Below are 18,055 nucleotides of genomic sequence, written 5' to 3'. Positions count from 1 at the left end.
TGAACTTTATATTTGGCTGTAAATCATTCATTGTCGTTACTAATAAAATAATTTTGTTTGCCTTGTGAATGCATTAAAGAAATATTCTTGTTAAGTTGATCGATAATCTGTTTTTGCTCTATTATCATCCGGTTTTTATCGTCAACTCTTCAATAATTATTCCTTAAGGAAAGGAACTGCTATGACTGATACGTTCCAGAATGAAGTCCCCAGGGCGCGCATTAATCTCAAATTATCTCTTCATACCGGCGGCGCGCAGAAGAAGGTTGAACTGCCGCTGAAGCTGCTTACCATTGGCGATTTTAGTCATGGTAAGGAAAACCGGCCTTTATCGGAAAGAGAAAAAATCAACGTCAATAAAAATAACTTTAACAGCGTACTTTCGGAATTTAGCCCGGAAGTTAACCTCTCGGTGCCGAATACGCTGTCCGGCAACGGCGAAGAGGAGAACGTCAGACTGCGTTTTACCGATATCAAAGATTTTGAACCGGAGCAGGTTGCCCGGCAAATTCCGCAACTCCGCGCCATGCTGGCGATGCGTAATTTATTACGCGATCTCAAATCCAATCTGCTTGATAACGCCACTTTCAGAAAAGAGCTTGAGGCAATCCTGAAAGATCCGGCGCTGTCCCAGGAATTACGCGACGAAATGAGTGCGCTTGCCCCGAAATAATGGCGGGGCAAGTCTGTTAATGGATTAACCGGGAAAATGCTAATGTCTGTTACCACAGAAAACGCCCCTGTTCAGGGGCAAACCACGCTGCAGGAAAATAGGGCGGGCGAGGGCGTTTACGCCTCGCTGTTTGAAAAAATTAATCTCGCTCCGGCGTCTCACCTCGGGGATATCAACGACTTTCTGGACGATGCCGCGCTCTCCGAGGCGCCGGCGGCGGAGCGTCTCACCGCGGCGATGCAGGTGTTTATGGAGCGCATTCGTCAGTCCGGTCAGCGGGTGGAAAAGCTCGACAAAACGCTGATTGACCACCATATCGCCGAACTGGATTTCCAGATAAGCCGTCAGCTGGACGCGGTGATGCACCATCAGGAGTTTCAGCAGGTCGAATCCCTGTGGCGCGGCCTCAAACAGCTGGTGGACAACACCGACTATCGGCAGAACGTCAAAACGGAGATCCTGGACGTCGCCAAAGACGATCTGCGCCAGGACTTTGAGGACGCGCCGGAGCTTATCCAGAGCGGCCTCTACTGGCACACCTATACCGCGGAGTATGACACTCCCGGCGGCGAGCCGATCGGCTCGGTGATCTCGGCCTATGAGTTCGACGCCAGCCCGCAGGATGTGGCGCTCCTGCGCAATATCTCCCGCGTCTCTGCGGCCGCCCATATGCCGTTTATCGGCGCCGTCGGCCCGGCCTTCTTCCTGAAAGAGACCATGGAAGAGGTGGCTGCTATTAAGGATATCGGCAACTACTTCGATCGCGCGGAATATATCCGCTGGAAATCATTTCGTGAAACCGACGATGCCCGCTACATCGGTCTGGTGATGCCGCGCGTGCTGGGTCGTCTGCCGTACGGTCCGGACACCGTGCCGGTGCGCAGCTTCAACTATGTCGAGCAGGTGAAAGGTCCGGACCACGAAAAGTATCTGTGGACCAGCGCAGCGTTCTCCTTCGCTTCCAATATGGTGAAGAGCTTTGTCAATAACGGCTGGTGCGTGCAGATCCGCGGTCCGCAGGCCGGCGGCGCGGTGAAAGATCTGCCCATCCACCTGTACGATCTGGGCACCGGCAACCAGGTGAAGATCCCTTCCGAGGTGATGATCCCGGAAACGCGGGAGTTTGAGTTTGCCAGCCTGGGCTTTATCCCGCTGTCGTACTACAAAAATCGCGATTACGCCTGCTTCTTCTCGGCCAACTCCGCGCAGAAACCGGCGCTGTACGATACCGCTGACGCCACCGCCAACAGCCGCATCAACGCGCGTCTGCCTTACATCTTCCTGCTGTCGCGCATCGCGCACTACCTGAAGATGATCCAGCGCGAGAATATCGGCACCACCAAGGACCGGCGGCTGCTGGAGCTGGAGCTGAACACCTGGGTGCGGAGCCTGGTGACTGAAATGACCGACCCCGGCGACGAGCTGCAGGCCTCCCATCCGCTGCGCGATGCCAGCGTGGTGGTGGAAGATATTGAGGATAACCCAGGCTTCTTCCGCGTGAAGCTTTACGCGGTGCCGCACTTCCAGGTCGAGGGGATGGACGTCAATCTGTCGCTGGTTAGCCAGATGCCAAAGGCGAAGGCGTAGGTTCGGACGATGATGAAAACGGAACGTCCGTTGTGGGGCCGGGGCATTATGGTGTCGCCCCAGCATTTTCAACAGCAGGCTGCGTATGCAGCCTGGACTGCGGAAGTGATTGCCCGGATGGGGCTTAACCATCCCTGGGGAGTGGTTGAGGCGACCTTCGAACCAGAGATGCTCAAACTGGGCCGCCTGCAGGCTCACAGGCTGCAGGTCCGGTTCCAGGATGGCACGATGATTGATACGGACAATGCCGATGCGCTGCCGTCCGCGCTGTCACTGGACGGCGCGGACGGCGAGGCGGTGATCGTGCTGGCGCTGCCCCTGATGCAGGCGAATGGCGGCAACTGCCTGAAGCCGGAGGAGGTGGCCGAAAGGCCGGTGCGCTTCCGGCAGCGCTGGCGCGATGTCCGCAACCAGTTCGGGGATGATACCCGGCAGATTGCCGTCATACAGCCGGAGCTGACCCTCCGCTTCGCCCACCTGGACAACAGCGATTACCTGACCTGTCCGCTTGTTCGCCTGCAGCGGGATTCGCAGGGGGCCTGGCTTATCGACGAGACGTTTCTCCCGCCGCTGCTGCAGATCCAGGGCAGCCGCTGGCTGGCGACGCAGCTTGAACAGCTGCTCATCCAGCTCCGGGCTCGTCTGACGCGCCTGATGGCCATGCGTCGCGAAAGCAATGAACGGATGGCTGATTTTGCCGTAGCCGATGTCTCTCTGTTCTGGTTGCTGAATGCGCTGAACAGCGCCGAGCCGGTGCTGGGGTACTTTCTGCGTTACCGGCAAAGCCCGCCGGAACGCCTCTACCCGGAGCTGGCGCGCCTGGCTGGTAGCCTGCTGACCTTTTCGCTCACCCATCAGGCGAATGCCGTCCCGATCTATCAGCATGACCAGCTGAACGCGGTTTTTCCGCCGCTGTTTGATTTACTGAGCGACCTGCTGGAGGCGAGCCTGCCATCGCGGGTGGTGGCGATTGCGCTGGAGCATGATGCCCGGCTGCACTTCTGGCAGGCGCGTCTGCACGATGCCCGGCTGCGGGAAGGGGCTGATTACTACCTGTCGGTTCGTTCGTCGGTACCGGTCGCCCAACTGCAGGAGCAGTTTCCGCGACAGTGCAAAGTGGGCAGTCCGGATCATGTCAAAGCCATCGTCAACTCCTCGCGGACAGGGGTGCCCCTCACGCCATTGCGTCATGTGCCGGCGGCGATCCCGCTACGTCTGGAAAATCAGTATTTCAGCCTCGATGTGTCCCACCCTCTGGCGACGGAAATGCTGCAGAGCGGCACCTGTATGTTTTACGTCCCGGGGATGCTCGGTGAGCCTGAACTTGAACTTTTTGCGGTACTACGAACGTGAATGAGCCTAAACGCGGCAACGCCGCGTCCATTGATATTGATGCGCTGCTGCAGAACACCTGGCTGCAGGTTATCAGCCTGCGCCACGGCCCGCAGTTCCGCGATGAGGAAGGGTACACGCTATGGCAGCGCTGTATTGCTGATGTCGAGCGCGTGCAACATGAGCTGAAGGCGAGCGGGCTTGATGACGCCAGCTGTCAGCATATTCTCACCGCCCAGTGCGCGCTGCTCGATGAAGCCGTGAAAGGGCGCGGCGTGGAGGATGAGGCCTGCCTGCAGTGGTATGACATTCCGCTGCAGGGGCACTTCCTCGGCACCATGGACGCCGGCGACACCCTGTGCGAGCGGATGCGTGATGTGTTGCGTGAACCGGCGCCCAACCGGGCCGTGGTCACCTGTTTTCAGCGGGTGATGCTGCTGGGTTTTATTGGCAGCTTTCGCTCCCTCCACGACCCCGAGCGCCTGAAGCTGGTCAACGCGCTCGGTGAGCGTGTTCCTCCTTTTCAGTGCCCGGCTACCGCTCCCGTACTGGTAGAGAGTCGCGCCGGTCTGGGGATAAGCGGCTGGCTGGCCTCCTGGCCCGTGCGAATTGGCCTGAGCGTGATGGTGGTACTCGTCCTGTGGTGGGGGCTGAACCACTGGCTCGATCACCTGCTGCTGACCCTGTTACCGGGGGCGGTGAAATGAGCCCCGCGCAGCAGCGTGGGTTGGCGCTGTGGGCCAGTCTGCTGAGTGCGCTGGTGTGCCTGCTATTTTTGCCGGTTCCCCGCTGGGGGGCGTGGCTCATTCTGCTGGTCACGCTGGCCCTGATCATCGGGATCTGGCGCATCGCCAGTCGTCGTACCGGACGTAACGTCGCATCAACCCTGGCCCCTCTCCCGGAGGGCGCTTATCGCCAGCCGGTGGTCCTCGTTTGCGGCGACCTGCCGAGTGTCTGGCCGCCAGCGTCACCGGTGCGAGTCGTCAAACAGGGCTGCTGGATCCGCGTGGAAAAGACGGAGGAGCTGCAGCAGGTCGCGCGCCAGGTATTGAGCCAGCGGCCGGAATGGGGGCCTCAGCTGTCGGTGCTGCTCTGCGTCTGCCCGCAGCGGCATGTGCAAAGCGATGCGCTGACCAGCGCTCTGCTGGCCCTGCGCTGGCAACTCAGCCAGCTGCGTCAGCAGACGGGGTATGCCGTACCGCTGGCGCTGCAGGGGCAGGTGGGCAGCGCGATGAGTCGCGACCTGTTGTGGCAGGCGGCGATAACGGGTGAGGCGGTGAAAGTCTGGCAGCCCTCCTGCGCCCCCTGTTCCGTACCGGCCTGGGTAAGCGCCGGCGGGGCGGCCGCGCTGGAGCAGCAGGTGCTGATGAACAGCCTGATGGGCTGGTCTGAACAGCACGTCCATGCCGTGTTGACGGAAGAGAATACCGACCTGCCGCCTCTGACCCCTGCGGCCGTGCTGTGGGGTCTCGGGCCCTCGCTGCCTGGAAGTCTGGCATCGTCGGCCTGGACGACGTGGTTATCCCGACATAGCGGCCTGACGCGGGTAGCTGGCTGGCAGCCAGATGAGAGCGACACCGGGGACGCTTCAGCTTTGCCGGAATTCATCCTGCCGCAGTTACCGGCGGGACGGGGACTCACGCCACGAGGCAGGGCTTGGCGCGCGGCGCTCGCGATTTTCACCCTCGCGGCTGTCGCCGCGCTGCTCAGCAGTGGCTGGAACAATCGACAACTGCTGCAGCGCGTGGGCGTCGATATTGCCCGTTATGAGCGGATTGCAATGGATGATTATCGGCCAAAAGCCAGCGCTGTCAGGGTGCTGCGTGAAGATGCCGCGCTGCTCGATAGCTGGGCGCGTAACGGCGTCCCGCTGCGCCTGAGTCTGGGCTTGTATCGCGGGGAGCAGATTCGCCTGCCGTTGCTGGAGGCGATTCGCGGTTACGTGCCGCCTCCGCCACCCAGGCCGGTGCAGCGCGTCGCGCCGGACGTCATCCGCCTTGACAGCATGTCGCTATTCGATACCGGGAAATGGGTACTGAAGCCTGGTTCGACAAAGCGGCTGGTCAACTCGCTGATGGACATTAAGGCCAGGCACGGGTGGCTGATCGTGGTGGCGGGCCACACCGACAGCGTCGGTGAGGAAAAAGCCAACCAGCTATTGTCGCTGAAACGTGCGGAATCGGTCCGCGACTGGATGCGCGATACCGGCGACGTGCCGGACAGCTGCTTTGCCGTTCAGGGCTATGGCGAAAGCCGACCAATTGCAACAAACGATACGCCGGAGGGCCGTGCGCTGAACCGTCGTGTCGAAATCAGTCTGGTGCCGCAGGTAGACGCCTGCCGGCTACCGGACCAACCCTCTGCGTCATCCCAGGATGATGGCGCTTCACTACACAATGGAGAGTAATTCCATGGCAATTCCTGTTTATCTTTGGCTGAAAGACGATGGCGGCGCGGACATTAAAGGGTCTGTCGACGTTCAGGATCGTGAAGGCAGTATCGAAGTGGTGGCCCAGGAGCACAACCTGTACATCCCGACCGATAACAACACCGGCAAACTGACCGGCACGCGTATCCATACGCCGTTCCTGTTCACCAAGGAGATCGACTCCTCCAGCCCCTACCTGTACAAGGCAGTGACCACCGGCCAGACCCTGAAATCCGCTGAGTTCAAGTGGTACAGAATCAACGATGCCGGCCAGGAAGTGGAGTATTTCAATACCAAACTTGAGAACGTCAAGGTGGTGAAAGTGAATCCCCTGATGCACGACATCAAAGACCCCGCCTACGAGAAGCACAACCATCTGGAACAGATTGAGCTGCGCTACGAGAAGATCACCTGGACCTATAAAGACGGCAACATCATTCACTCCGATAGCTGGAACGAACGCGCCACCGCGTAATTGCCCGTCATATTTCGCGCCGCTGGCGCGCAGGCGACGTTCGCTCACTCCGGCCGCATCGTTATCGCTGCGACCGGGGTTTATTGCGGACTATCGCCTGATGCGGGCAGCGTTTCTCTGCCCGCCGTTTTTTGCTGAGTGCCTGAGATGCGGGTTCTCAGCAAAGAAAAACACAATCTGTCTGCCTGACCTTGTGCGCTTTGGGTTCCCTGTTCGGGAACAGCGACGGGCGGTAGCGTGTCCGGAACCAATAAGAGAGGATCTCATGGAAAATCCAGCCAGCCTGTTACGCCGTCTTAATCCCTGCTGTGCCCGCGCGATGGAGGGGGCGGCCTCCCTGTGTCAGACCCGGGCGCATGCCGAGATCCTGCCCGAGCACTGGCTGCTTAAGCTGCTGGAACAGGGGGAAGGCGATCTGACGGTGCTGGCGCGGCGCTATGAATGGGATATGGATGCGCTGTGGCAGGATCTGCTGAGCTGGCTGGATAAACAGCCGCGCTCGGTACGTCATCGTCCCCAGCTCTCTGATCCTATCCAGATGTTGATGCAGGAGGCCTGGCTGATTGCCTCGCTCAGCGGCGAAACGCAGATCCGCAGTGTTCACCTGCTGATGGCGCTGGTTGAAAAACAGAATCTGATCCAGTGCGATGGCCTGTGGCCGCTGTTAACGCTGGGCCAGCGTCAGCTGGAACGCCTGCGCCCCTTGCTTGATGCCCAGTCCGACGAACGTCCGCCAGCGCAGCAGGAAGCGGCCCTGGCGCAGCCCCATGGCGGGGACGTGGAATTTGTGGGGCGTCCTGCGAGCGGTGAACTGAATGCGGATGGGCTCAACCCGGCGCTGCAGAACGCGCTGGACAAATTCACTCTCGACGTCACCGCCAAAGCCAGAGATGGCCAGATTGACCCGGTGTTCGGACGCGACACGGAAATCCGCCAGATGGTGGATATTCTCTCCCGTCGGCGTAAAAACAACCCGATCCTCGTCGGTGAGCCGGGCGTGGGCAAGACCGCGCTGGTGGAAGGCCTGGCGCTGCGCATTGCCGAAGGCAACGTCCCCGACGCGCTGAAGCCGGTGTCGGTGCGCACTCTCGACCTCGGTCTGCTGCAGGCCGGCGCCGGGGTCAAAGGCGAGTTCGAGCAGCGGCTGAAAAATATCATTGAGGCGGTACAGCAGTCGCCTTCGCCGGTGCTGCTGTTTATCGACGAGGCGCACACGATCATCGGCGCGGGTAATCAGGCGGGCGGCGCGGATGCCGCCAACCTGCTGAAGCCGGCGCTGGCCCGGGGCGAGCTGCGGACCATCGCCGCCACCACCTGGTCTGAATACAAGCAGTACTTCGAGCGCGACGCCGCGCTGGAGCGCCGCTTTCAGATGGTCAAGGTGGATGAGCCGGACGACGACACCGCCTGCCTGATGCTGCGTGGCCTGAAGTCCCGCTATGCCGACCACCACGGCGTGCATATCACGGATGATGCGGTGCGCGCCGCCGTGACGCTGTCACGACGCTATCTCACCGGCCGCCAGCTGCCGGACAAGGCAGTGGATTTACTCGACACCGCTTCCGCCCGCCTGCGTATGAGTCTCGATACCGTGCCTGAGCCGCTGACCCGCATGAAGGCGCAGCTCACCGCGCTGGCGATGGAGAAGCAGGCGCTGCTGGAAGATATTGCGCTGGGCAACAGCGCCCACGGCGAACGGCTGGCGGCCATTGAGCAGGAGGAGATCCGCCTTATTCTGGCGCTGGATACCCTCGAAACTCAGTATGGTCAGGAGCTGCAGCTGACGGAGGCGCTGCTCGCCTGTCGCCGCGATATCTCCCGCCAGGCGGAAATTAGCGATCTACAAAACGCACTTATTGCTGTCCAGCAGGGCAATCCGCTGCTCGGGCTGGACGTCGACGTCCGCACCGTGGCGACGGTGATTGCCGACTGGACCGGCGTGCCGCTCTCCTCGCTAATGAAAGATGAGCAGACGGAGCTGCTGAGTCTGGAAGAGAGTCTCGGCAAACGGGTGGTTGGCCAGGAGGCGGCCCTGAGCGCTATTGCCCGGCGCCTGCGCGCCGCGAAAACCGGCCTGACGCCGGAGAACGGTCCGCAGGGGGTGTTCCTGCTGGTCGGGCCGAGCGGCACCGGCAAAACGGAAACGGCGCTCGCCCTGGCCGAGGCGCTGTTCGGCGGCGAGAAAGCGCTGATCACCATCAATCTCTCTGAGTACCAGGAGCCGCACACCGTCAGCCAGCTGAAGGGTTCTCCGCCCGGCTACGTCGGCTACGGCCAGGGCGGGATCCTGACCGAGGCGGTGCGCAAACGCCCCTACAGCGTGGTGCTGCTCGATGAGGTGGAAAAGGCCCATCGCGATGTGATGAACCTGTTCTACCAGGTCTTCGACCGGGGGGTAATGCGCGACGGCGAGGGGCGTGAAATCGACTTTCGCAACACCGTGATCCTGATGACCGCCAACCTCGGAAGCGACCTCCTGATGCAGTTGCTGGATGAACAGCCGGAGGCCAGCGAATCAGACCTGCACGAGCTGCTGCGCCCGGTGCTGCGCGGCCACTTCCAGCCGGCGCTGCTGGCCCGCTTCCAGACGGTGATTTACCGTCCGCTGCCGGCGGTTGCGCTGCGCGCCATTGTCGGGATCAAGCTCGGTCAGGTGAGTCAGCGTCTGGCTTGCCATTACGGAATCACCACCACCCTCAGCGAGAGCCTGTTCGACGTGCTGACCGAGGCCTGCCTGCTACCGGACACCGGCGCCCGCAACGTCGACAGTCTGCTGAATCAGCAGATCCTGCCGGCGCTGAGCCAGCAGCTATTGAGCCATATGGCGGCGGGGCAGAAACCGCGCCAGGTGACGCTGGGGTATCACGAAGAGGAAGGCATCGTGATGGCGTTTGACGAGGGGGCGATCGCCGATGAGTAGCGTGAAATCGTTGTTGTTCAGCCACAACCACCACCTGCTTTCGGTGAAGGGATGTGAAGCCGGGCTTGATGTGCTGGCGTTTGAGGGCGATGAAGCCCTGAGCCAGCCGTTCCGCTACCGTATTGAATTCACCAGCGCAGACCATGCCATCAGCAAAGAGATGATGCTGATGAAGGCAGCCTCCCTGACGCTGCAGGCGCCGGTGGCTCAGGGCTTCGGCATCAATGTTCAGCAACCCGTGCGGGTGATCCAGGGCGTGGTGACGGGGTTTGAACGGCTCAGTACCTCCAGGGATGAAACGCACTACGCGCTGACCCTCCAGCCGCGCCTGGCGCTGCTTAACCGCTCGCACCAGAACGCCATTTACCAGGACCAGTCCGTTCCGCAGATTGTGGAAAAAATCCTCCGCGAGCGCCACGGCCTGCGCGGTCAGGATTTTCTGTTCTCACTGACAAAAACGTATCCGCGCCGCGAGCAGGTGATGCAGTACGGCGAGGATGACCTGCGCTTTATCACCCGGCTGCTGGGTGAGGTGGGGATCTGGTTTCGCTTTACCGCCGACACGCGGCTGCACATCGACGTCGCTGAGTTCTGCGACAGTCAGCAGGGCTATGAGAAGGGGCTGACGTTGCCTTCGGTCCCGCCGTCAGGGCAGCAGTCGGCCGGGGTGGACGCGGTGTGGGAGATGGCATGCCGCCACCGCGTCGTGGAGCAGCAGGTCAGTACCCGCGACTACAACTACCGCGAGGCGACGGCGGACATGAACGCGCAGGTGGATGTCACCCGCGGGGAGACCACCACCTTCGGTGAGGCTTACCACTGGGGAGATAACTACCTGACGGCGGGGAATGCCCATGACCGGCATCCGGCGCCGGAGTCCGGGGCGTTTTACGCCCGCCTTCGCCATGAGCGTTATCTGAACGGCCAGACCCGGATGCAGGCCACCACCAGCTGCCCGACGCTCTGCCCGGGGCAGGTGCTGAAGGTCACCGGCGGAGAGGAGGTGGCCGGGGAGTTTGCTGATGGCGTGCTCGTCACGGCGATGCACAGCCACGCCCGGCGCGATGCGGACTTTGCGCTGGAGTTTGCCGGCATACCGGACAGCCCGGACGTCGGCTACCGGCCTGAGCCCGGCGCGCGTCCGGTGATGGCCGGGACGCTGCCGGCCCGCGTGACCAGCACCCGGGAAAACGACTCCTACGGGCATATCGACAAACACGGACGCTACCGGGTGAATATGCTGTTTGACCGGGCGCGCTGGGAAACCGGGTTCGAGAGTCTGTGGGTCCGTCAGTCGCGACCGTATGCCGGAGACACTTACGGCCTGCACCTGCCGCTGCTGGCGGGGACGGAGGTGGCGATTGGCTTTGAGGATGGTAACCCTGACCGGCCGTATATCGCGGGCGTGCTGCACGACTCGGCGCACGGCGACCACGTCAACATCCGCAATGACAAACGCAACGTTCTGCGCACCCCGGCCAACAACAAAATCCGCCTCGACGATGAGCGCGGGAAAGAACATATCAAGGTCTCGACGGAGTATGGCGGCAAGAGCCAGCTGAACCTGGGGCACCTGGTGGACAGTGACAGGCAGCCGCGCGGCGAAGGCTTTGAGCTGAGAACCGACAGCTGGGGAGCTATCCGGGCACAGAAAGGGATATTTATCAGCGCGGACGGGCAGGCGCAGGCTCAGGGGCAGGTGCTGGCGATGGAGACGGCGGTCAGTTTGCTGAAAGGTGCGGTGAATCAGGTCACGGAATGGGGAAGCATTACGCAAACCCATCATAATGTTATCCCAGACACCGGCCCATTAAGCGCACTGACCACAGGCACCAGCGATCTTAAACAGCCGACATTGCTGATGTCGGCCCCGCAGGGGATTGCCGCAGTCACGCCGGAAACAACCCTCCTGCACAGCGGTAACGGGCTGTATCTGCAGAGCCTGGGGGAGGTCAACATCACCACGGCACAGCGCTGTTCTCTGAATGCCAGCCAGGCTATTTCACTGCTGGCGCAACAGGAGGGGATGAGGCTGGTCTCCGCCAAAGGTCCGCTGGAAGTAGAGTCGCACGGCGAGATTCTGTCGCTGACCGCGCTAAAAGATATCACCGTCCAGTCAACCCAGGGGCATCTGCAGTTGACGGCTAAAAATGGCATCACCCTGGGTTGCGGCGGCGCATATATCCGTCTTACCCCGCAGGGAGAGGTACAGATCCACGGACCGGGGGTGATTAGCCTTAAGGGACAGCATGATTTGCAGGGGCCGGTCAGCGAGGCGTTTCCCTTGCCTGAGCTACCGGCATCGGTGTGTAAAGAGTGCCTTAAAAAAGCCCAGGCGCTGGCGCAGGGCTTCGTGCCGCGGGAGGCATAGATGACCAGACAATGGATTGAAGAGGTCGCCGGAACCTGTCGGGCTTTCGAAACGGATTATCTGCATGTCATTATCGATCAGGCGGGGGTGGATTTTTCCGTTATTCCGGCGCTGAATTCGCTGTCAGTTGAGTGGCAGTCGCTTTTTCATGGACTTCCGGAAGCATTTATTGTCGATGATGCTCCGCTGGTGGCGCGCTTTACGCTTGATGATCATGAGCAAATGCGCTGGTTACAGGATATCAGCCAGCAACTTGCCATCCAGGCGCCGCTGCTCCTGTTCTGCACATACTGGCCCTTTTCGGCGCTGGCGAACTGGCTCACGCAGTGTATGGATATTCTGCAGGAAGGGCGCAGCGGAATTTTACGCTTTTACGATACCCGGGTATTTCCGCTGTTGTTTACACACATTCTCAGTGAAGAGCAGCAAGAGCCATTGATGCGTCCGGCCCTGTTCTGGGCGTGGCAGGATTTTGACGGCCAGGCGAAAGGCATCAAAGGCAGTGGTCTCCCGCCGGAACGCGATGAAAATGCGCCCAAAATAGAACTCAGCGATCGCCAGCTTGAGCATCTGATGTGTATCAGCGATGTCATCGTCATGTTGTCGCACTGTGCTCCGCCTGCGGGCATGTTTGACTCAAGACAGTCACTGTTTTCGGCCTGTTACCAGGGCATGGTGGAGGCGACACGCCAGGGTCTTCTTCTGGATGACGCTCGTGAAGACTGGGTAATGAAGAAGTGGTTTGCGGACGTAAAAACCAGTGAGAGACCTTCAGAATGAAAAGCCTGGTCTGGCTGAGTACACCCCTCTCTTCATTACCCTCAAACCGACAGGGAGAGTCCGATGAAATCTGCATTAATCAGCCCGCTGCTGGCGGGTCTGCTGCTGTTAACCGGCTGTGCACAGCCAGCCGCACAGGCCGGAGGCGGCGGTGGCACCATTGACGCCATCAACCACACAAAATGGGCAATTAACCACTTCAGTATCAATGGCCAGTCGGGCATCGACATTATAGGTCCGTTTCAGGGCGGCGGAGGCGGCTGCTGCTTCAGCGTGCCCGCCCGCTGGACGCCGGGTATGACGGTGCGCGTTGACTGGGAAAGTGGTGAGGCATCGACTGAAGGCTTTCCTGGATTTGCTGATTACGAAAAATATAAAGTCTGGGAGAAAAAAATGAGCTCTCAGAACCGTCAGCACAGTAAAACCGTCCCGTTGCCCGACTATAACGGCCAGGATGTGTGCGGCATTACGGTGCACTTTTTACCCTGCGATGACGTGAAGGTGACCACCAGCTGCTGGTCACCGAGAAATGCGAACTACCCGATAAAAGAGCCCGTCAGGATGAAGGAGCCCGCCGTATGTCCGAAGTAGCACGCCTTCGTTTCCCCGGGGTGACATCACCATCCCTTCATTACCCTCACCCGACAGGGAGAGTCCGATGAAATCTGCATTAATCAGCCCGCTGCTGGCGGGTCTGCTGCTGTTAACCGGCTGTGCACAGCCTGCCGCACAGGCCGGAGGCGGCGGTGGCGGAACAATAAAAGCCATCAACCACACAAAATGGGCGATCAACCACTTCAGTGTCAACGGCCAGTCGGGGATCGACATTATAGGCCCGTTTCAGGGCGGCGGAGGCGGCTGCTGCTTCAGCGTGCCCGCCCGCTGGACGCCGGGTATGACGGTGCGCGTTGACTGGGAAAGTGGTGAGGCATCGACTGAAGGTTTTCCTGGATTTGCTGATTCAAAAAAATACAGAGAGTGGAGAGATAATTTAAAACAAAACAACCGCCAGCACAGCAAAACTGTCCCGCTGCCCGACTATAACGGCCAGGATGTGTGCGGCATTACGGTGCACTTTTTAGCCTGCGATGACGTGAAGGTGACCACCAGCTGCTGGTCACCGAGAAATGCGAACTATCCGATAAAAGAGCCCGTCAGGATGAAGGAGCCCGCCGTATGTCCGAAGTAGCACGCCTTCGTTTCCCCGGGGTGACATCACCATCCCTTCATTACCCTCACCCGACAGGGAGAGTCCGATGAAATCTGCATTAATCAGCCCGCTGCTGGCGGGTCTGCTGCTGTTAACGGGCTGTGCACAGCCAGCCGCACAGGCCGGAGGCGGCGGTGGCGGCACAATAAAAGCCATCAACCACACAAAATGGGCAATTAACCACTTCAGTGTCAATGGCCAGTCGGGGATCGACATTATAGGCCCGTTTCAGGGGGGCGGAGGCGGCTGCTGCTTCAGCGTGCCCGCCCGCTGGACGCCGGGTATGACGGTGCGCGTTGACTGGGAAACCGGGGTGGGGTACACCATGGACTTTCCGGGGTATCAGGATAGGGAAAAATACCTTGCCTGGAAAAAAGGAATTGATGCCCAAAAGAGGCAGCACAGCAAAACCGTCCCGCTGCCCGACTATAACGGCCAGGATGTGTGCGGCATTACGGTGCACTTTTTACCCTGCGATGACGTGAAGGTGACCACCAGCTGCTGGTCACCGAGAAATGCGAATTATCCGATAAAAGAGCCCGTCAGGATGAAGGAGCCCGCCGTCTGTCCGAAGTAGCCCGCCTTCGTTTATTCAAGATGGCATCACCTTCACTTAATCACCCTCAAACCGACAGGGAGAGTCCGATGAAATCTGCATTAATCAGCCCGCTGCTGGCGGGTCTGCTGCTGTTAACCGGCTGCGCGCAGCCTGCCGCACAGGCCGGAGGCGGCGGCACCATTGACGCCATCAACCACACAAAATGGGCGATCAACCACTTCAGTATCAACGGCCAGTCGGGCATCGACATTATAGGTCCGTTCCAGGGTGGCGGTGGCGGCTGCTGCTTCAGCGTGCCCGCCCGCTGGACGCCGGGTATGACGGTGCGCGTTGACTGGGAAAGTGGAGTCGCATTTGCCAGAGACATTCCTGAAATTCCTGAACCTGCTTATCCGAATTATAAAGGGCAGGATAATAAAGTCTGGACCGAAGAAATAGCAGAATATAACCAACAAAAAAGAGTTTGGTATAAAAAAATCAAAGCACTAAAACGTCAGCACAGCAAAACCGTCCCGCTGCCCGACTATAACGGCCAGGATGTGTGCGGCATTACGGTGCACTTTTTACCCTGCGATGACGTGAAGGTGACCACCAGCTGTTACACCTACGGCAGTCCGTCGTACCCGATAAAAGAGCCTGTCAGGATGAAGGAGCTCGCCGTATGTCCGGAGTAGCTCGCCTCCGTTTCCCCGGGATGGCATCACCCTCACTTAATCACCCTCAAACCGACAGGGAGAGTCCGATGAAGTCTGCATTAATCAGCCCGCTGCTGGCGGGTCTGCTGCTGTTAACTGGCTGCGCACAGCCAGCCGCCCGGGCCGGCGGCGGCACCATTGACGCCATCAACCACACAAAATGGGCAATAAACCACTTCAGTGTCAACGGCCAGTCGGGGATCGACATTATAGGCCCGTTTCAGGGTGGCGGTGGCGGCTGCTGCTTCAGCGTGCCCGCCCGCTGGACGCCGGGTATGACGGTACGCATTGACTGGGAAAGTGGGGAAGCTTCAACTGATGATTTCCCGGGATATGAAAACTGGAATAAATATCTTGAATGGGAAAAGAAAATAAAAGCCAGTCATCGGCAGCACAGCAAAACTGTCCCGCTGCCCGACTATAACGGCCAGGATGTGTGCGGCATTACGGTGCACTTTTTACCCTGCGATGACGTGAAGGTGACCACCAGCTGTTACACCTACGGCAGTCTGTCGTACCCGATAAAAGAGCCCGTCAGGATGAAGGAGCCCGCCGTATGTCCGAAATAACCGAAACCCATGCCGCCTGGGTCCCGCCGCCGTTTCCGCCGCAGGGACGTCTGCCGGGCCGGGCGCTGCAGGTTGGGCAGAACTGCCATCAGCAGAACAGCGACGAGCGGCGCTATCACCAGGAACTGTGCCTGGCTGCCGGACGGCGCGTGGAGCCGCCGTGCTGCAAGACACTGCACATCAGCCTGTTTTTCGACGGTACCGGCAATAACTTAAATCATGACTTTTTTATCGCGAACCCGAAGCACCCGACCAATATCGCGCGTTTGTTTCGCGCCACCATTGGCGACGGCACCGCCGGCGGCGTCACTGATACCAAAAAGATGCCGCTGGATGGGGTAAAAGACAGTGGAGGAAAATACTTCAAGTTTTATATTCCCGGCGTGGGCACCCCGTTCCCGGAAGTGAATGACCCGGACTATTCCACCATGGGTCTGGTGGGGGCAGTTAAGGGTGAGGATCGGATTAACTGGGCGCTGCTGCGGATTATTGATGTGCTAATGCGCCTGAGTAAGGACAAGGAAAACAACAGCATAAAGCTGTCCGAAGGAGCCAGCCGTGAATCCCTCAAAAAAATGGGTACCAGCTGGAACCGGCTGTGGTTTGGCGGCAGCCATAACCGCTATGAAGAGTTCACTCGTTTGCTGAATGATTTGGCCTCTGATTTGAAGCCCCTGATTATTCAGCCTGAGCCGGGCAAGCCGAAACTGACAGGCATCAAGCTGTATGTCTATGGTTTTTCCCGCGGCGCGGCAGCGGCGCGCACCTTTGTGCGCTGGCTGAGCGAACTGCTGCCCCCGCCGGCGGCGGAAGGTGAAAAACCGCCGCAGTGCCTGCAGACAGGCGGGATGCAGCTGCCCGTCAGCGTGGAGTTTCTCGGGCTGCTGGATACGGTGGCCTCCGTCGGGGTGGCGCATGTGGTGCCGGTTGCCGACGGGCATATGTCCTGGGCAGACGGCACGATGGAGCTGCCGGATGATGAAACCTATGGCGGGCTGATAAAAAAATGTGTTCACCTGGTCTCCGGGCATGAGCAGCGTCTCTGCTTTCCGCTGGACTCGGTGCGGCGGGCAAACGGCAAATACCCGCCCTGTGCCAGAGAGGTGGTTTACCCGGGGATGCACTCGGATATCGGTGGAGGATATCCGCCGGGGGATCAGGGGAAGGCGAATGCTAAACATGATGGCTATCTGTTGTCACAAATAGTGTTGCATGACCTGTATTCAAGCGCTTTTTCTGCTGGCGCGCCACTGAAAGTCAATAAATTTAGTTTACCGGAGAGTTTAAGAAAGGATAGTTGGCGCGCTCTTGATGCTGAGCAAATTAGAGATTTTGTCGCTGCACCGGAATTAATATCACGCTTCAACGCCTGGCGTGAACTCACCCTGGGCCAAACCACGCCGAAAACGTTCGATCCCGAAGCAGCCTCTCACTACGAACCACCTGCCGCCGGCGGCAGTCTGGAAACCGTCATTGCTGAGCAGATGGCCTGGATCACCGCCTGGCGCATCGACCGCTATGCCAGAGGCTCGATGCTGAAAACGCCCTTCTATCAGCGCGCCACGAATACCGAAGCGCTGCCTGCCGCGCGGAAGGCGGCAGAAGAGGTTCGTGATGAAAAACAGGCGGCGGTGCTCAGGGCTCGCCAGAACCAGATAGCAAACCAGCCTCCTGACAGGATGGACGAACTCGTTCTGCAGCCGGGCGTGAAGGATTTTGACCCAAAGATGGATCAAACCCAGCTGTTCGACGCGGCGAAGGAGTTCGGAAAGGATTACCACGACGGTTACCGTATTCCGGATAACCTGGCGCAGCTGGTGCTGGATACCGTGCTGCAGCCGGTGATTTTCGTTCTCAATACCGATGATGAAGCGCAGGAATACCGGCGCATGAAGCGTGACGGAGAGGCCCGGGTGGCCGTCCTCTTTCCCGATGCCGGCGAGGCCAGCAACGCGGAGCAGCCTGCCGGGCTGGTGAGGGCGCTGTTTGATGATCAGGTGCATGATTCACGCGCCTGGTTTATGTATGCCGCGCTCGGCACGCGCGAGATGTGGACCGGTTACTTCCGCTACCGGATGATTTACTTCAGCGAGCGCTGCAGTAAACCGCTCTCGCCGCTGGTGCTCGCCGGAGACCTGGTGGGTTTTGCGACCGTGACCGCGGGTGTCGTGCTCAGTTTCCGGCAAAAGCGCCTGACCGGCAAGCTGGCCGGGCTGGCCGCGACAGGCGCCGTGCGCTCGCTGGAGGTGGCGGTGCTGGACAAGATAACCGGGGAAGCGCTGCCGGAGCTGCCCGGAGGGGCGCAGCTGCGGGCATTTACCCACGAGCCGGGAACCGTTGTCGCACAGCAAAAGGCGCGGAAAGCGGAAGAGCAGCTGGCGCGGGGGCAAGCCGCGCTGCCGGCCAGCTGGCTGGAGGACGTTCTGACGACAACGGTCTGAACGCGGATAAGGAGG

Annotated in this window: 15 protein-coding genes; all 15 read left to right on the top strand. The window is 59.8% G+C overall.

Annotated elements, in window-relative coordinates; translation table 11 throughout:
- Positions 1–181: 181 nt before the first annotated feature.
- Complete coding sequence (tssB, locus tag DTA24_RS16495) at positions 182–673, top strand: type VI secretion system contractile sheath small subunit (RefSeq protein WP_110195087.1); 492 nt, start codon at positions 182–184, stop codon at positions 671–673.
- A 42-nt stretch (positions 674–715) separates the two neighbouring features.
- On the top strand, positions 716–2,260 hold the full coding sequence (tssC, locus tag DTA24_RS16490; RefSeq protein ID WP_008805195.1) for a type VI secretion system contractile sheath large subunit: 1,545 nt from the start codon (positions 716–718) through the stop codon (positions 2,258–2,260).
- Between the two features lie 9 nt (positions 2,261–2,269).
- Positions 2,270–3,613, top strand: a complete 1,344-nt coding sequence (gene tssK / locus DTA24_RS16485; RefSeq protein WP_164481342.1) for a type VI secretion system baseplate subunit TssK — start codon at positions 2,270–2,272, stop codon at positions 3,611–3,613.
- A complete protein-coding gene (tssL, locus tag DTA24_RS16480; RefSeq protein WP_117130573.1) occupies positions 3,610–4,299 on the top strand; it encodes a type VI secretion system protein TssL, short form in 690 nt (229 codons plus the stop codon). The genes tssK and tssL overlap by 4 nt, the downstream gene beginning before the upstream one ends.
- Entirely contained in the window at positions 4,296–5,999 is a 1,704-nt protein-coding gene (locus DTA24_RS16475; protein ID WP_023340017.1) for an OmpA family protein, read from the top strand. Before tssL ends, DTA24_RS16475 begins: the two co-directional genes overlap by 4 nt.
- 4 nt (positions 6,000–6,003) lie before the next feature.
- Complete coding sequence (gene hcp, locus DTA24_RS16470) at positions 6,004–6,495, top strand: type VI secretion system effector Hcp (protein ID WP_023340018.1); 492 nt, start codon at positions 6,004–6,006, stop codon at positions 6,493–6,495.
- Positions 6,496–6,760: 265 nt separating this feature from the next.
- Positions 6,761–9,415 carry a type VI secretion system ATPase TssH gene (gene tssH / locus DTA24_RS16465; RefSeq protein WP_123836961.1) on the top strand — a complete coding sequence of 885 codons (2,655 nt, stop codon included), beginning with the start codon at positions 6,761–6,763 and terminating at the stop codon, positions 9,413–9,415.
- Position 9,416: 1 nt separating this feature from the next.
- On the top strand, positions 9,417–11,786 hold the full coding sequence (locus DTA24_RS16460) for a type VI secretion system Vgr family protein (protein WP_164481369.1): 2,370 nt from the start codon (positions 9,417–9,419) through the stop codon (positions 11,784–11,786).
- A complete protein-coding gene (locus DTA24_RS16455) occupies positions 11,787–12,566 on the top strand; it encodes a DUF4123 domain-containing protein (protein ID WP_012541978.1) in 780 nt (259 codons plus the stop codon).
- Between the two features lie 63 nt (positions 12,567–12,629).
- Positions 12,630–13,157 carry a T6SS immunity phospholipase A1-binding lipoprotein Tli1-KP gene (gene tli1 / locus DTA24_RS16450; RefSeq protein WP_012541977.1) on the top strand — a complete coding sequence of 176 codons (528 nt, stop codon included), beginning with the start codon at positions 12,630–12,632 and terminating at the stop codon, positions 13,155–13,157.
- Positions 13,158–13,224: 67 nt separating this feature from the next.
- A complete protein-coding gene (gene tli1, locus DTA24_RS16445; protein WP_012541976.1) occupies positions 13,225–13,755 on the top strand; it encodes a T6SS immunity phospholipase A1-binding lipoprotein Tli1-KP in 531 nt (176 codons plus the stop codon).
- A gap of 67 nt (positions 13,756–13,822) precedes the next feature.
- Positions 13,823–14,353: a T6SS immunity phospholipase A1-binding lipoprotein Tli1-KP gene (tli1, locus tag DTA24_RS16440; protein WP_123836960.1), complete on the top strand. Its 531-nt coding sequence runs from the start codon at positions 13,823–13,825 to the stop codon at positions 14,351–14,353.
- Between the two features lie 68 nt (positions 14,354–14,421).
- Positions 14,422–15,009 carry a DUF3304 domain-containing protein gene (locus tag DTA24_RS16435; RefSeq protein WP_123836959.1) on the top strand — a complete coding sequence of 196 codons (588 nt, stop codon included), beginning with the start codon at positions 14,422–14,424 and terminating at the stop codon, positions 15,007–15,009.
- A gap of 68 nt (positions 15,010–15,077) precedes the next feature.
- Positions 15,078–15,599, top strand: a complete 522-nt coding sequence (gene tli1 / locus DTA24_RS16430; protein ID WP_012968404.1) for a T6SS immunity phospholipase A1-binding lipoprotein Tli1-KP — start codon at positions 15,078–15,080, stop codon at positions 15,597–15,599.
- On the top strand, positions 15,587–18,040 hold the full coding sequence (locus DTA24_RS28635; protein WP_123836958.1) for a T6SS phospholipase effector Tle1-like catalytic domain-containing protein: 2,454 nt from the start codon (positions 15,587–15,589) through the stop codon (positions 18,038–18,040). Before tli1 (DTA24_RS16430) ends, DTA24_RS28635 begins: the two co-directional genes overlap by 13 nt.
- The last annotated feature ends 15 nt before the right edge of the window (positions 18,041–18,055 follow it).

The sequence above is a fragment of the Klebsiella sp. P1CD1 genome, from assembly GCF_003790505.1.
GTDB classification, from domain to species: domain Bacteria; phylum Pseudomonadota; class Gammaproteobacteria; order Enterobacterales; family Enterobacteriaceae; genus Klebsiella; species Klebsiella variicola.
This window is presented reverse-complemented; position numbering and strand designations above follow the sequence as displayed.